Annotated in this window: 12 protein-coding genes; 9 read left to right on the plus strand and 3 right to left on the minus strand. The window is 68.7% G+C overall.

The window, feature by feature from the left end; translation table 11 throughout:
* Positions 1 to 44 precede the first annotated feature (44 nt).
* Both WG901_RS01635 and WG901_RS01640 read right to left on the minus strand, forming a co-directional pair.
* The gene (locus tag WG901_RS01635; protein WP_339585280.1) at positions 45 to 1,220 is read right to left on the minus strand and encodes a Bcr/CflA family efflux MFS transporter; all 1,176 of its coding nucleotides are present in this window, start codon (positions 1,218 to 1,220) and stop codon (positions 45 to 47) included.
* Positions 1,217 to 2,515, minus strand: a complete 1,299-nt coding sequence (locus WG901_RS01640; protein ID WP_339585281.1) for an MFS transporter — start codon at positions 2,513 to 2,515, stop codon at positions 1,217 to 1,219. The genes WG901_RS01635 and WG901_RS01640 overlap by 4 nt, the downstream gene beginning before the upstream one ends.
* 70 nt (positions 2,516 to 2,585) lie before the next feature.
* Between WG901_RS01640 and WG901_RS01645 the strand changes: the two genes are divergently transcribed.
* The 5 genes from WG901_RS01645 to WG901_RS01665 all read left to right on the plus strand — a co-directional run bounded on the left by WG901_RS01645 (position 2,586) and on the right by WG901_RS01665 (position 7,424).
* Positions 2,586 to 3,767 (plus strand): cytochrome P450, encoded by a 1,182-nt coding sequence (locus tag WG901_RS01645; RefSeq protein WP_339585282.1) that lies wholly within the window; start codon positions 2,586 to 2,588, stop codon positions 3,765 to 3,767.
* Between the two features lie 22 nt (positions 3,768 to 3,789).
* On the plus strand, positions 3,790 to 4,791 hold the full coding sequence (locus tag WG901_RS01650) for a LacI family DNA-binding transcriptional regulator (RefSeq protein WP_339585283.1): 1,002 nt from the start codon (positions 3,790 to 3,792) through the stop codon (positions 4,789 to 4,791).
* A gap of 2 nt (positions 4,792 to 4,793) precedes the next feature.
* Positions 4,794 to 5,666, plus strand: coding sequence for an amidohydrolase family protein (locus WG901_RS01655; protein WP_339585284.1), 873 nt, complete (start codon positions 4,794 to 4,796; stop codon positions 5,664 to 5,666).
* A 100-nt stretch (positions 5,667 to 5,766) separates the two neighbouring features.
* Positions 5,767 to 7,008, plus strand: coding sequence for a flavin-dependent oxidoreductase (locus tag WG901_RS01660; RefSeq protein ID WP_339585285.1), 1,242 nt, complete (start codon positions 5,767 to 5,769; stop codon positions 7,006 to 7,008).
* Positions 7,005 to 7,424 carry a DUF3237 domain-containing protein gene (locus WG901_RS01665; protein ID WP_339585286.1) on the plus strand — a complete coding sequence of 140 codons (420 nt, stop codon included), beginning with the start codon at positions 7,005 to 7,007 and terminating at the stop codon, positions 7,422 to 7,424. The genes WG901_RS01660 and WG901_RS01665 overlap by 4 nt, the downstream gene beginning before the upstream one ends.
* A gap of 136 nt (positions 7,425 to 7,560) precedes the next feature.
* On the opposite strand, the gene WG901_RS01670 is transcribed toward WG901_RS01665, so the two are convergent.
* Positions 7,561 to 8,001, minus strand: a complete 441-nt coding sequence (locus WG901_RS01670; RefSeq protein WP_339585287.1) for a MarR family winged helix-turn-helix transcriptional regulator — start codon at positions 7,999 to 8,001, stop codon at positions 7,561 to 7,563.
* Between the two features lie 82 nt (positions 8,002 to 8,083).
* On the opposite strand from WG901_RS01670, the gene WG901_RS01675 reads away from it, so the two are divergent.
* The 4 genes from WG901_RS01675 to WG901_RS01690 are packed head-to-tail and all read left to right on the plus strand — an operon-like array spanning position 8,084 to position 13,575.
* Complete coding sequence (locus WG901_RS01675; protein WP_339585288.1) at positions 8,084 to 8,920, plus strand: p-hydroxycinnamoyl CoA hydratase/lyase; 837 nt, start codon at positions 8,084 to 8,086, stop codon at positions 8,918 to 8,920.
* A gap of 28 nt (positions 8,921 to 8,948) precedes the next feature.
* Entirely contained in the window at positions 8,949 to 11,066 is a 2,118-nt protein-coding gene (locus WG901_RS01680; RefSeq protein WP_339585289.1) for an acetate--CoA ligase family protein, read from the plus strand.
* Positions 11,063 to 12,232, plus strand: coding sequence for a 4-hydroxybenzoate 3-monooxygenase (gene pobA / locus WG901_RS01685; RefSeq protein WP_339585290.1), 1,170 nt, complete (start codon positions 11,063 to 11,065; stop codon positions 12,230 to 12,232). The genes WG901_RS01680 and pobA overlap by 4 nt, the downstream gene beginning before the upstream one ends.
* A gap of 23 nt (positions 12,233 to 12,255) precedes the next feature.
* Positions 12,256 to 13,575, plus strand: a complete 1,320-nt coding sequence (locus WG901_RS01690; RefSeq protein WP_339585291.1) for an MFS transporter — start codon at positions 12,256 to 12,258, stop codon at positions 13,573 to 13,575.
* Position 13,576: the final 1 nt, after the last annotated feature.

Below are 13,576 nucleotides of genomic sequence, written 5' to 3' on the forward strand. Positions count from 1 at the left end.
TTGATTGATATGTTCTATAGCTATCGTGCAAGCCCTTGCATAGATCAAATCGACCGAGGCTGAAATAGGCCTGCCACAAAGGCGAGGAGCGCCGCGGCGACCAGCGCGATTCCCAGTCTTTCCATGTCGATAGGGGCGAAGTGGCCGAGCACGGCGGTAGCGAACCCGCTCGCCAGCATCTGCGTCGCGCCGGCGAGGCTGGTAGCTGTGCCGGCCAGGCCTTCCTCGGCGAAGAGCACGAGGGTGATCGCCGAAGGGCCGACGATTCCTGCGCCGAGCCCGAGCAGCAGCATCGGCGCGATCAGCGGCAAGGGGCCGGTGACCTGCGCCGCGGCGAGCGCGAGTTCGATCAGCGAGCCGGCCAGGATCAGGCCGGTGCCCGCCTTCAGTGCGTCGGTGCGGCGCGCCAGCCAGCCGACCAGGCGCGTGCCGGCGATGCTCGCGGCCGCGACCGCGAGGAAGCAGGGGCCGGCCTCGCTCTCGCTGAGACCGAACGAGCGCACCAGCAGGAACGGGGCCGAGGCGAGGAACATGTAGAGCGCGCTGCTGCCGCCCGCGAGCGTCAGCGCGGCGAGCACGAAGCGGCGATTGCGCAGCAGGCGGGCGACGTCGCGCGCGAGGTGCGGCTTGGCCTGGTCGGCGTCGATCCGGCGGGTTTCGGGCAGGCGCAACAGGGCGACGAGCATGGCCATGAAGGCGACGCCGGTCAGCACGGCGGGGATCAGTCGCCAGCCGCCCAGGTCCGCGAGCAGGCCGCCGATCACGGGGGCCAGCGCCGGCGAGACGAGCACGATCATCATCAAGGTCGCCTGCCGCCGGGCCGATTCCTCGCGGCCGAAGATGTCGCTGACCATGACGCGTGCGGTGACCACGCCCGCGGCGCCGCCGACCGCCTGGACCAGCCGCGCGGCGAGCAGCAGCGGCAGTCCCGGCGCCAGCGCCGAGGCCAGGGCGCCGGCGATGTAGAGCGCCAGGCCCGCGAGCAGCACGGGCCGCCGGCCGACGCGATCGACCAGCGGCCCGGCGAGCAATTGCCCGCCGCCGAGCCCGGCGAGGTAGACGCTGATCGCGAGCTGCGCCTGCTCGGGGCGCAGGTCGAGCTCATGCGCGAGCGCGGGCAGCGCGGGGACGAGCATGTGGATCGCCATCGATCCCATTGCCGAGATCGCCGCGAGCGCGAGGATCGTGGCGAGGCCCTTGCTCGCCGTCGTGCCGGTCATGCCCGCGCGAGGGTGCGGCGCGCCTGTTCGCGCGCGACGAGGCAGAGCAGCGCGCTGACCGTCGCGACGCCCAGCAGCAGCAGGGTCGGCGGCAGGAACGAACCCGAGGCCTGCCTGAGCGCGCCCATCAGCGGCGGGATCGTCGCGCCGGCGAGGCTGCCGACCATGTTGATCATGACGATCGCCATGGCGAGGCTGCCAGGCTTCAGCAGTTGCGGCGGGATCGCCCAGAAGGCGGCGACGGTGCAGCCCGTGCAGGCGCCGCCGAGTACCAGCGCGATCAGCCCCGGCAGGCCCGCGCCGAGCAGGTAGGCGCCGAGCAGCAATATCCCGCCGGCCAGCGCGGGCAGCGCGATGTGGAGGAAGCGTTCGCCGGTCTTGTCCGAATGGCGCGCATTGGCGAGCAGGCCGATTGCACTCGCCGCCCAGGGCAGCGCGACGATCAGGCCGGTCTGCGTCGGGCTGAGCCCGGCCATGCCCTCGACCACCTGCGGCAGCCAGAACATGATGCCGTAATTGCTCGCGAGGATGCAGTACCAGATCGCCGCGCAGGTCCAGCCGACCGGGCTGCGCAGTGCGGCCCAGCGCTCGGGATCGTGTTCGCCGGCGATCTTGGGCTTGCTCGCGCCGATGACGTTGGCGGTCAGCCAGGCGCGCTCGGCGTCGTTCAGCCAGCGCGCCTCGGTCGGGCGCAGCGGGAAATAGAGCGCGGCGAACAGCGCTAGGCCAAGCGCGGGCAGGGCCTCGATCACGAACATCATGCGCCAGGGCTCGATGCCGAAGGGGTTGGGCTGATCGAGCAGCCAGCCCGAAAGCGGCGCGCCGATCACCTGGGCGATCGAGATCGAGACGATCGGGATCGCCAGAATCGAGGCGCGGTAGCGCTCGGGCGCCCACTGGCTCAGGTAGAGCATCAGGCCCGAGGACAGCCCGCCCTCGGCGAAGCCGATCAGCACGCGCAGGATGTAGAGCTCCCACTGGCTGCCGACGGCGGCCATGGCGCAGGAGCAGATTCCCCAGGCGAGGGTGATCGTCGCCAGCCAGCGGCGCATGCCGACGGCCTCGTAGAGCAGCACGCTCGGATACTTGGCGAGCATGTAGCCGACGAACAGCACGCCCGCGCCGAAGCCGTACTGTGCGCTCGAGAGACCCAGCGATTCGTTCATGCGCAAGGCGGCGAAGCCGACATTGGTGCGGTCGATCGCGCCGATCAGGATGTAGAGCGCGCAAGGGATCACCAGCCGGCGGATGACCTTGGCGCCGATCCGCGCCTCCATTTCCCTCGTCGATTCCACCGCGATCCTCCCTGTTTGCAGCGATGATAGCGCTTGCATGGTCTGTGCACGATAGTTATGCATTATAGCTATGACAAGCATTCCGCAGGATTTCGATCCCGAAGCGCCCGAGGACTTCGAAAGCGCCCACCGCGACTATGCAAGGCTGCGCGGCGAATGCCCCGTGGCGCATACCGAGGGGCTCGGCGGTTTCTGGGCGCTGTCGCGCTATGACGACGTCAAGCGCGCAGCTTCGGACTCGGCGACCTTCATCACCTCGGTGCAGAACGTCATCCCCAAGATCGCCTTCACCGGCCGGCGGCCGCCGCTGCATCTCGATCCGCCCGAGCACACGCCCTATCGCAAGGCGCTCAACCCGCTGCTCTCGCTCGAACGCTCGGAGGCTTTCGCGCCCAAGACGCGCGAACTGGCGCGCGAACTGCTCGCGCCGATGGTCGCGGCGGGCGGCGGCGACATCTGTGTCGGCTTCTCGAGCCACTTCCCCGTCCACGTCTTCGGCGAGTGGATGCGGATGCCCGAGGAATGGCTCGAGACGCTGCACGACGCGGGCCGCGCCTTCATCCTGGCAGTCCACATGAACCATCCCGAGCGGATGAAGGACACCAGCCTGAAGCTCTACGAGATGGCGCGCGCGTTGATCGCGATCCGCCGCGAGCATCCCGAGGATCCGGCGGTCGATCCCGTCAGCGCCCTGCTGGAAGCGCGGCACGAGGGGCAGCCGCTGCCCGAGGAACTGCTCGTCGGCACGGTCCGTCAGGTCCTGCTCGTCGGTCTCGTCGCGCCGATGGTGATGATGGGCTCGATCAGCGTCCATCTCGCCGGCGATCCCGTGTTGCAGCAGCAGTTGCGCGAGAACCCTGCGCTGATCCCCGATGCGATCGAGGAATTCCTGCGGCTATACACCCCCTACCGCGGTTTCGCGCGCACCGCCGTGCGCGACGTCGAACTGCACGGCCGCACGATCCCCGCAGGCGAGGGCATCGCGCTGCTCTACTGCTCGGCCAACCGCGACGAGAGCGTGTTCCCGCAGGGCGACCAGTTCGTCATGAGCCGCCCCAACATCGGCGAGCACCTGGCCTTCGGGCGCGGGCCGCACAATTGCCCGGGGCTGCACCTGGGGCGCATGGAACTGCGCGTCGCGCTCGAGGAGCTGCTCGCGGCGACGCCGGGTGGCTTCGCGCTCGACGGCGAGATCACGATGAGCCGCTGGCCCGAGATCGGCCCGCTCGTCGTGCCTTTGCGCTTCGGCTGAGCGCGGGCTAGTCTCGCGCGCGATGAACGAGCTCAACGGCAGGAATCCCACGCTGGACGATGTGGCGCTGCAGGCCGGGGTCTCCTCGGCGACGGTCAGCCGCTTCATTAACAATCCCGCCGTGGTCGCCGCTGCCACCGCCGAGCGCATCCGCGCGGCGATCACCGCGACAGGCTATATTCCCAACCTGCTCGCCGGTGGCCTCGCTTCGAGCAAGTCGAAGATGGTCGCGGTGCTGATCCCGCATCTCGTCGATTCGATGTTCAACGCGACGATCGAAACGATGGTCGCCGAGCTTTCGGCTGCGGGCATGAATGTCATGCTGGGCCTCACGGGGATTTCCACCACGCGCACCAGCGAACTGATCCGCGCCGCGCTGAGCCGCCGGGTCGACGCGATCATCTCGACCGGCCCGCTCGACGCGGAAACCGTCGAGCTCGCGCGTCGGTCGCCCGCGCTGTTCCTGCAGGTCTGGGAACTGCCCGAGGACCCGCCGGGGCTCGCGGTCGGGTTCTCGCACAGGGACGCGGGTCGCGACATCGCGCGCTTCGTGCTGTCGCGCGGCTATCGCCATCCGCACCTCGTCACCGCCGACGGCACCCGCGCGCGGTTGCGGCGCGACGGTTTCGTCGAGGAATGGCAGGCGCAGGGCGGGGGCGCCCTGACCGAGACCACGGTCGCGATCCCTTCGACCTTCGGCCAGGCGCGCCGCGTCTTCTCCGAGATGCGCCGGCTCGACCAGCAGCCCGACATCGTCGTTTGCGGTTCGGACTCGCTGGCCCAGGGCATCATCGTCGAGGCCCAGGCCGCCGGCCTGCGCGTCCCCGACCAGCTTGCCGTCATGGGTTTCGGCAACAGCGCGATCGCCGGCGAGATGCGCCCGACGATCACCACGGTCGACATCGACGGCGCCCGCATCGCCCGCGAGGCGATCGCCGCGATCCGCAGCCACTCCGCTGGAGTTCCGAGCGAACACCGCTCGATCGACGTCGGTTTCCGCCTCATCGCCCGCGAAAGCGCCTGATCATGCCCATCGACCTTGCCCAGATCAAAGCCATCGACGTCCATGTCCATGCCGAGGTCTCGTGCCACGATCCCGAGGATCCGGTGATGGGCAAGTTCTTCGACGCGGCCTCGTCCTACTTCAAGGTCCCCCGCGAGCGGCCCAAGCTGCCCGAGATCGTCGAGATCTACCGCGCGCAGCAGATCGCCTTCTGCCTGTTCACCGTCGACTGCGAGAGCGGCATCGGCGCCAAGCGCGTCTCGAACTACGAGATCGCCGACTTCGCCGCGCAGCATGACGACATCTGCATCCCCTTCGCCTCGATCGACCCGCACAAGGGCAAGCTCGGCGCGCGCGAGGCGCGTGACCTGATCGAGAACCACGGCGTTCGCGGCTTCAAGTTCCACCACATCATGCAGGACATCGAGCCGGCCGCGCGGGTCGGCTACCCGATCTACGAGGTGATCGCCGAATATGGGCTGCCGGCGATCTTCCACACGGGCCATTCGGGCATCGGTACGGGGCTGCGCGGGGGCGGGGGCATCCGTCTCAAGTATGGCCAGCCGATGCTGGTCGACGACGTCGCGGTCGATTTTCCCGATATCAAGATCATCCTCGCGCACCCGTCGTGGCCCTGGGTCGACGAGAGCCTGTCGATGGCGCTGCACAAGGAGAACGTGTTCATCGACCTGTCGGGCTGGAGCCCCAAATACTTCCAGCCGCAGATCATCCAGTATGCCAACACCCAGTTGCGTCACAAGATGCTGTTCGGCAGCGACTTCCCGCTCATCCGGCCTGACAAGTGGCTCGAAGCGGCCAAGCAGGTCGGCTTCCGCGACGACGTGCTGCCGGGGATCATGAAGGACAATGCCGCGCGGCTGCTCGGGCTGGGGTGATGGGCGGCGGGTGACCGCGCTTGCATGACAGCTTTGTTATACCTAGCAGCATAAGCCGATTCTCGCGGATAGGACGCGACGGGCAGGGGTTTGGATTGCCATGAAGATTTGCATTGCCGGTGCCGGGATCACCGGTTGCACCGCCGCCATGCTCTTGGCCGAGGCTGGCCACGACGTCACTGTCTACGAGGCCGTGACCGAGGTCCAGCAGCTTGGCGTCGGCATCAACCTGCTGCCGCATGCCGTAGCGATCCTCGATCGGCTCGGCCTGGCGGACAGGCTCGAGGATCGCGGCATCGCTACCAGCGAACTCGTCTACTACAACCGTCACGGCCAGCGCATCTGGGGCGAGCCGCGCGGGCGCTATGCCGGCTATCCGGTGCCGCAAATCTCGATCCACCGCGGCGCCCTGCAGGTCACCCTGTTCGAGGCGGCGCGCGAGCGGCTCGGCGCCGATCGGGTGGTGACCGGCCATCGCTTCGTTTCGGTCAGCGACGACGAGAGGCCGATCGCGATGTTCGAGCGCGCCGACGGCAGCCGCACCGCGGTCGAGGCCGACATTCTGATCAGCGCCGAGGGCATTCATTCGGCGCTGCGCCGCCAGCGCTATCCCGACGAAGGCCTGCCGCGTTACGGCGGCCGCATCCTCTGGCGTGCGGTGACGCGAGCGAAAGGCTATCTGACCGGTGCCACGATGATCATGGCCGGGCACCAGGATCGCAAGTTCGTCTGCTATCCGATCGACAAGCCCGATGCCGAGGGCCTGCAGACGATCAACTGGATCGCCGAACTGACCGTACCGGTGATGACCGAGCGCGAGAACTGGAACAAGGAAGGCGACAAGGCCGATTTCGCCGACCAGTTCACCGGCTGGGACTTCGGCTGGCTCGATGTTGCGGGGCTGATCGACGGTGCAGCGCAGGTGTTCGAGTTCCCGCTGGTCGATCGCGACCCGCTGCCGACCTGGACCTTCGGCGCGACCACCCTGCTCGGCGATGCCGCCCATCCCATGTACCCGATCGGCTCGAACGGCGCCTCGCAGGGCATTCTCGACGCCGATGCGCTGGTGCGCGCACTGGCGGATCATGCCGATCCGGTCGAAGCCTTGCGCGCCTATGAGGCCGAGCGCCTGCCGGCGACGGCGAAGATCGTCCTCGCCAACCGCGGCAATGGCCCCGAAGTCTGCATGCAGCTCTGCGAGGAGCGCGCGCCCGAGGGCTTCGCCGAGATCGCCGAGGTCTTCGCCGAGGGCGAGCTCGAAGCCATAGCCGCGCGCTACAAGGCCGTGGCGGGATTCTCCAAGGAAGCCGTCCGGGCCAGGACGCCAGGGCTTCCGGCATGACCCCGTTCGGCCAGGAGCCGCTGTTCCGCCTCGAAGTCGAGGTGCGCGCGCCAGAGCCGCTCGATCCCGCGAGCGGCGGGCCGGTGCGGCTGGTCTCGATCACCGGCGGGCGCGTGCTCGGCGGGCTCGAAGGCGTGATCCTGCCCGGCGGGACCGACTGGCAGACCCTGCGCGCCGACGGCGCATTGGAGATCGAGGCACGTTACCTGCTCGAACTGACCGACGGCGCGCGGATCGAGCTGCAGTCGCGCGGACTGCGCGCGGCGGGGGCGAGCGGGTTCTGGTCGTCGATGTGGCTGCGCTGCGAGGCCGAGGCCTATGCCGGGCTGAACGCCACGCAGTTCCTCGCGAGCGGGCGCAAGCTCGAACCTCACGTCGCGATCGACGTCTTCGCGCTGCCGGGGTTCGCGGGCTGAGCATCCTCCCCGGAACGGGGAGGTGGCAGCCCGAAGGGCTGACGGAGGGGGCTCTCCCACGAGCGCGGCGCTAGCCGACAGCCCCCTCCACCACGCGCTTCGCGCGCGGTCCCCCTCCCCGTTTCGGGGAGGATAACTACCCGATCAACGCCTGCAGCGCCGGCACGAAGTGATCGCGGTGCTCGTCCGGAATCCGCGCGAGCAGGTCGGCCTCGAACGTCTCGGTGATCCGCCGCACGTCGATCAGCCGTTTGCGGCCCTCGTCGGTGAGCACGATCGCCTGCGACTTGCGGTCGATCGGCTCGCGCCGGATCAGACCGCTCGCTTCGAGTCGGTTGAGCAGCGGCACCATGTTGGCGCGCTGGATGTCGAGCATCTTGCCGATCTCGCTCGAGGTCATGTCCGCGCGGTCTGCGACCAGCAGCAGCACCGTCGCGTCGGAAATCCGCAGGTCCACCTTGCCCAGGCGCTCGGCGAGTTCGGCCATCATCGCATTGGCGGCGCGGCGCAGGACATAGCCGGGCAGGCCCGCCAGCGGATCGGTATCGACGGTAACCAGGGAGGCGGTCTCGGCCAAGGGATTCTCCAAAACGCTATTGACTATAGCAATCGTGTCGCTATGCAGGATAACAAACTAGATGACACCGTGGAGGTTTGCCATGTCTGATCGTGCAGAAGAAGATACCGTCGCCGTTACCGTCGAAAATCGTATCGCCTGGGTTTCCTTCAATCGCCCCGAAAAGCGCAACTGCATGAGCCCCAAGCTCAACCGCCAGATGCTGCGCGTGCTCGAGGAGCTCGAGTTCCGCGAGGACGTCGGCGTCGTCGTGCTGACGGGCGAGGGCACCTCGTGGTCGGCCGGCATGGATCTCAAGGAATATTTCCGCGAGAACGAGGCCAAGGGCCTGGGCGCCACCCGCGGCGCGCAGCGCGAAGCCTATGGCTGGTGGGAGCGCCTGCGCTGGTTCGAGAAGCCGACGATCGCCATGGTCAACGGCTGGTGCTTCGGCGGCGCCTATGGCCCGCTGTTCGCCTGCGACCTGGCGGTCACCGCCGAGGACGCGCAGTTCGGCCTGTCCGAGATCAACTGGGGCATCCTGCCCGGCGGCGGCGCGAGCAAGATCATCGTCGAGCTCACTGGCTTCCGCAATGCCATGTACCATGCGATGATGGGCGAGAACGTCGACGGCAAGAAGGCCGCCGAATGGGGCCTGGTCAACGAGGCCGTGCCCGCCGACCAGCTCAAGACGCGCGTCACGGCGATCGCCGAAGTGCTGCTGGGCAAGAACGCCCACGCGTTGCGCGCCACCAAGTGGGCGATCCGCCGCGTGCGCGAGATGACCTATGACAACGCGCAGGATTACCTGATCCGCACGCAGGAGGCGGCGAACTACTTCGACAGCGAGGGCCGCAAGGAGGCCACGCGCCAGTTCATCGACGACAAGACCTTCAAGCCCGGTCTTGGCGCCTACGACCTGGGCAAGCAGCGCGACTGATTGAGCGTCCCCAAGGGAGAAGGATAAGATGCTCGACCACACCAAGATCGCCCGCCTGCTGCGTCCCAAGTCGGTCGCGGTGGTCGGTGCCAGCGACAAGCCCGGGGCGCTCGGCGCCTCGGTGCTCGGCAACCTCGACCGCAACGGCTTTGCCGGGGCGGTCTACCCGATCAATCCCAACCGCGAGACGATCGGCGCGCGGGCTTGCCTGCCGTCGGTCGATGCGCTGCCCGAGGGCGTCGACGTCGCCGTGCTGGCGATCCCGCGCGCAGGCGTACTCGATGCGGTGAAGGGCCTGGCCGCGCGCAAGGCCGGCGCGGCGATCATCTTCTCCGCGGGCTTTGCCGAGGGCGGGCCCGAAGGCCTGGCCGAGCAGGCCGAACTGACCCGCATCGCCGCCGAGACCGGCATGGTCATCGAAGGCCCGAACTGCCTGGGCATGGTCAACCACGTCGACGGCGTGCCGCTGACCTTCGTCGAGACCGAGATCGTTGCGCCGGCCGGGCGCCGTGCGATCGGCGTGGTCTCGCAGTCGGGCGCCATGGCGGCGGTGCTTTGCACGACGCTGCTCGCGCGCGAGATGGCGGTCAGCTTCTCGGTCTCGACCGGCAACGAGGCCGCCTCGGGGGTCGAGGACTATGTCGATTGGCTTGTCGACGAACCCAACACCCACGTCATCGCGATGATCGTCGAACAGTTCCGCCAGCCCAGGCGCTTCCTCGCCGCGGCGAAGCGCGCGCGTGAGGCGGGCAAGCAGATCGTCCTGCTCCACCCCGGCACCTCGAGCGCCGCGCGCGAAAGCGCCGCGACGCACACCGGCGCCATGGCCGGCGACTACAAGCTGATGCGCGCCAAGGTCGAGCGCGCCGGCGTGGTCTTCGCCGAGACGCTCGAAGAGCTGGGTGACATCGCCGAGATCCTGGTGCGCTGCCCGAAGCTGGTGAAGCCGGAGCTGGCGGTGCTCGGGGAATCGGGGGCTTTCAAGGCGCTGACGCTCGATCTCGCCGAAGCGCTCGACCTGCCGCTGGCCGAACTCGACGACGACAACGCACCCGCGCTGCGCGCGGCGCTGCCGCCCTTCGTGCCGGTCAGCAATCCCCTCGACATCACCGCGCAGGGGCTCAGCCAGCCCGAGATTTATACCAGGACGCTGACCGCGCTGTTCGACGACGCGCGCGTGGGTGGCATCGTCGCGGGGATCATTCAGGGCGATCCGGTCACTTCGCAGATCAAGGTCCCCGCGATCCTGGCGGCGCTCGAAGGCCTCGACGGGGCGAAACCGCTGGTCTTCGCCGGGCTCGACGAGGGCGCGGGTATCCCGGCGCACCATATCGCCGCCTTGCGTGCCGCTGGCGTGCCGTGGTTCCCCTCGACCGAACGCGCCTTCCGCGCGCTGACGCGGCTCGGCAAGCTGGCGAGCCGCGACCTGACCGACGCTTCGCCCGAACCGACCGCGGTGCCCGGCCTGGCCGACGTGCTGGGCGTCGTTCCCGAATACCGCTCGAAGGCGCTGCTCGCCCCCCTGGGCATCGCCTTCCCCGCAGGCCGCTTCGCCGCTTCGGCGGACGAGGCGGCCCAGGCGGCCGAAGCCCTGGGCTTCCCCGTGGCGATGAAGGCCCAGGCGGCCGCGCTCGGGCACAAGAGCGACGCGGGCGGTGTGATCCTGAACCTGGCCGACGTGCAGAGTGTCCGCGCGGCCTGGGACCGCATGCACGCGAACGTCGCGGCCTACGACGCCTCGATCGCGCTCGACGGCGTGTTGATCGAGGCCATGGGCCAGCGCGGCATGGAAATGATCGTCGGCGCGCGCAACGATCCCGAATGGGGGCCGGTCGTGCTCGCGGGCTTCGGCGGGGTGACCGCGGAAATCCTCCAGGACGTTCGCCTGATCACGCCGGACCTGTCCGAGGATGCGGTGGTCGCCGAACTGATGCAGCTCAAGAGTGCGGCGCTGCTGCGCGGCTATCGCGGCTCGCCCGCGCTCGACGTGGCCGCACTGGCGCGGATGATCCGCCAGATCAGCGCCGTGCTTCTTATCGAGCCGTCGCTGGTCGAATTGGACCTCAACCCGGTCATCCTCCACCCCGAGGGCGAAGGCGTCGTCGCGCTCGATGCGCTGATGCTCGTGGATGGAGGAGCGGCATGAAGACCCAGGTCGCGATCATCGGTGCCGGCCCGGCCGGGCTGCTGCTCGGCCACCTGCTGCGTGCCGAGGGCGTCGACTGTGTCGTGCTCGAACGCCAGACGCCCGACTACGTGCTCGGCCGCATCCGCGCGGGTGTGCTCGAACAGGTCACCGTCGGGCTGATGGAACGGCTCGGGCTCGACGCGCGGCTCAAGGCCGAAGGCCTGGTCGAGGAGGGCTTCAACCTCGCCGATGGCGAGCGGCTGATCCGTATCGATGTCGCCGATCTCACGGGCAAGACCGTGGTCGTCTACGGCCAGACCGAGATTACCCGCGACCTGATGCAGGCCGCGCCCGAGCGTGGGCTCGAGGTGATCTACGGCGTCGGCGACGTCGCGCTCCACGCCATCGAGAGCGACGCGCCTTACGTCACCTATACCAAGGACGGCGTCGAACACCGCCTCGAAGCGCGCTTCATCGCCGGTTGCGACGGCTTCCACGGCCCGAGCCGCAAGGCGATCCCGGCCTCGGTCGCGCGCGAGTTCGAGCGGGTCTATCCGTTCGGCTGGCTTGGCATCCTGGCCGACGTGCCGCCGTGCCATCCCGAGCTGATCTATGCCAACCACGAACGCGGTTTTGCGCTCGCCTCGATGCGCAGCCACACGCGCAGCCGATATTACGTCGACGTGCCGCTGACCGAGAAGGTCGAGGATTGGTCCGACGATCGCGTCTGGGACGAACTGGCCTTGCGGCTCGGCCCTCAGGCGGCGGCCAACATCGTCCGCGGCCCGGCGATCGAGAAGTCGATCGCGCCGCTGCGCTCCTACGTGTTCGAGCCGATGCGCCATGGCAGCCTGCTGCTCTGCGGCGACGCCGCGCACATCGTCCCGCCGACCGGCGCCAAGGGCCTGAACCTGGCGGCGAGCGACGTCCACTATGCGGCCGAGGCGCTGGTCGCCTGGTTCGCCCGCAACGATGCCGATGCGGTCGCCGGCTATTCGACCAGGGCCCTGGCGCGGGTGTGGAAGAGCGAGCGCTTCTCCTGGTCGCTGACCAAGCTCATGCATCGCTTTCCCGAGGATGGACCGTTCGAGCGGGCGATGCAGGTGGCCGAACTCGACTACATTGCGTCGAGCACAGCGGCGCAGACGTCTATTGCAGAGAATTACGTCGGCTTGCCAGTATAAGGCGGCGCGCGAGGGAGAGACGAATGGCAACGATGGCAACCGGCGATCCACGCCGCACCCTGGCGCAGGCGCCGATGACGGCGCGGCAGGTGCTGGCGATCGCCATGTGCGTTCTGCTCAACGCGCTCGACGGCTTCGACGTGCTGTCGATCAGCTTCGCCTCGCCGGGCATCGCCAAGGAATGGGGCATCGACCGCGCCGCACTGGGCGTCGTGCTGTCGATGGAACTGATCGGCATGGCCGCCGGCTCGGTGCTGCTCGGCCAGATCGCCGACCGCGCCGGCCGTCGGCCGACGGTGATCGGCTGCCTGGTCATCATGGCCTTCGGCATGCTGAGCACGACCCAGGTCACCTCGATCGGCGCGCTCGCGGCGACGCGGCTGTTCACCGGGCTCGGCATCGGCGGCATGCTGGCGGTGACCAATGCTCTCGTCGCCGAATATGCCAATGACAAGTGGCGCGGCGCCGCCGTCGCGATCATGGCCGCGGGCTATCCGATGGGCGCGATCGCCGGAGGTTCGATCGCCAGCGGGCTGCTGCAGACCGGCGGCTGGCGCGACGTCTTCCTGCTCGGCGCGGGCATGACCGCGGTGTTCTTGCCGCTGGTGCCCTTCCTGTTGCCCGAGCCGGTGAGCGCGGTGCTGCAGAACCGCCGCGGCGACACGCTCGCCCGGCTCAACCGCAGCCTGCGCGCGCTCGGCCATGCGACGGTCAGAGCGCTTCCTGCGGAAGAGGCGGCGCCGCGCAAGCCGGGTCTCTCGGAGCTGTTCACGCGCGGCATGGCACCGGTCACCGTGCTGCTGACCGCGGCCTATTTCCTCCACATCATGACCTTCTACTTCATCCTGAAATGGGTGCCGAAGATCGTCGTCGACATGGGCTTCTCGCCGTCCTCGGCCGGCGGTGTGCTGGTTTGGGCGAACGTCGGTGGGCTGGTCGGCGGGCTCCTGTTCAGCGCGCTGAGCCTGCGCTTCGCGGTGCGTGGCCTGCTGGTGGTGTTCATGGTCGCCTCGACCGTGATGGTCACGGTTTTCGGACTGGGCCAGGCCGATCTGCAAGGCCTCTCGCTGGCGGCAGCGGCGGGCGGCTTCTGCACCAATGCTGCGGTGGTCGGCATCTATGCGCTGGTCGCGTCTTCGTTCCCCACCGCGATCCGCGGCGGCGGCACGGGCTTCGTGATTGGCGTGGGGCGCGGCGGTGCGGCGCTCGGCCCGATCGTCGGCGGGCTGCTGTTCCAGGCAGGCTTCGGCCTGGCCACGGTGGCGACGATCATGGCCAGCGGATCGCTGATCGCGGCCGTCGCCTTGCTGGCCCTGCCGAAGCGCAGGGCCGAAGGTTCCTGAC

The organism is Novosphingobium anseongense, from assembly GCF_037482895.1.
Lineage (GTDB): Bacteria > Pseudomonadota > Alphaproteobacteria > Sphingomonadales > Sphingomonadaceae > Novosphingobium > Novosphingobium anseongense.

Coding starts and splice junctions, on each gene's coding strand:
- WG901_RS01645 (WP_339585282.1), top strand. CDS start 2,586: ATGACAAGCATTCCGCAGGATTTCGATCCCGAAGCGCCCGAGGACTTC.
- WG901_RS01680 (WP_339585289.1), top strand. CDS start 8,949: ATGCTCGACCACACCAAGATCGCCCGCCTGCTGCGTCCCAAGTCGGTC.
- WG901_RS01665 (WP_339585286.1), top strand. CDS start 7,005: ATGACCCCGTTCGGCCAGGAGCCGCTGTTCCGCCTCGAAGTCGAGGTG.
- WG901_RS01675 (WP_339585288.1), top strand. CDS start 8,084: ATGTCTGATCGTGCAGAAGAAGATACCGTCGCCGTTACCGTCGAAAAT.
- pobA (WP_339585290.1), top strand. CDS start 11,063: ATGAAGACCCAGGTCGCGATCATCGGTGCCGGCCCGGCCGGGCTGCTG.
- WG901_RS01660 (WP_339585285.1), top strand. CDS start 5,767: ATGAAGATTTGCATTGCCGGTGCCGGGATCACCGGTTGCACCGCCGCC.
- WG901_RS01635 (WP_339585280.1), bottom strand. CDS start 1,220: ATGACCGGCACGACGGCGAGCAAGGGCCTCGCCACGATCCTCGCGCTC.
- WG901_RS01650 (WP_339585283.1), top strand. CDS start 3,790: ATGAACGAGCTCAACGGCAGGAATCCCACGCTGGACGATGTGGCGCTG.
- WG901_RS01655 (WP_339585284.1), top strand. CDS start 4,794: ATGCCCATCGACCTTGCCCAGATCAAAGCCATCGACGTCCATGTCCAT.
- WG901_RS01690 (WP_339585291.1), top strand. CDS start 12,256: ATGGCAACGATGGCAACCGGCGATCCACGCCGCACCCTGGCGCAGGCG.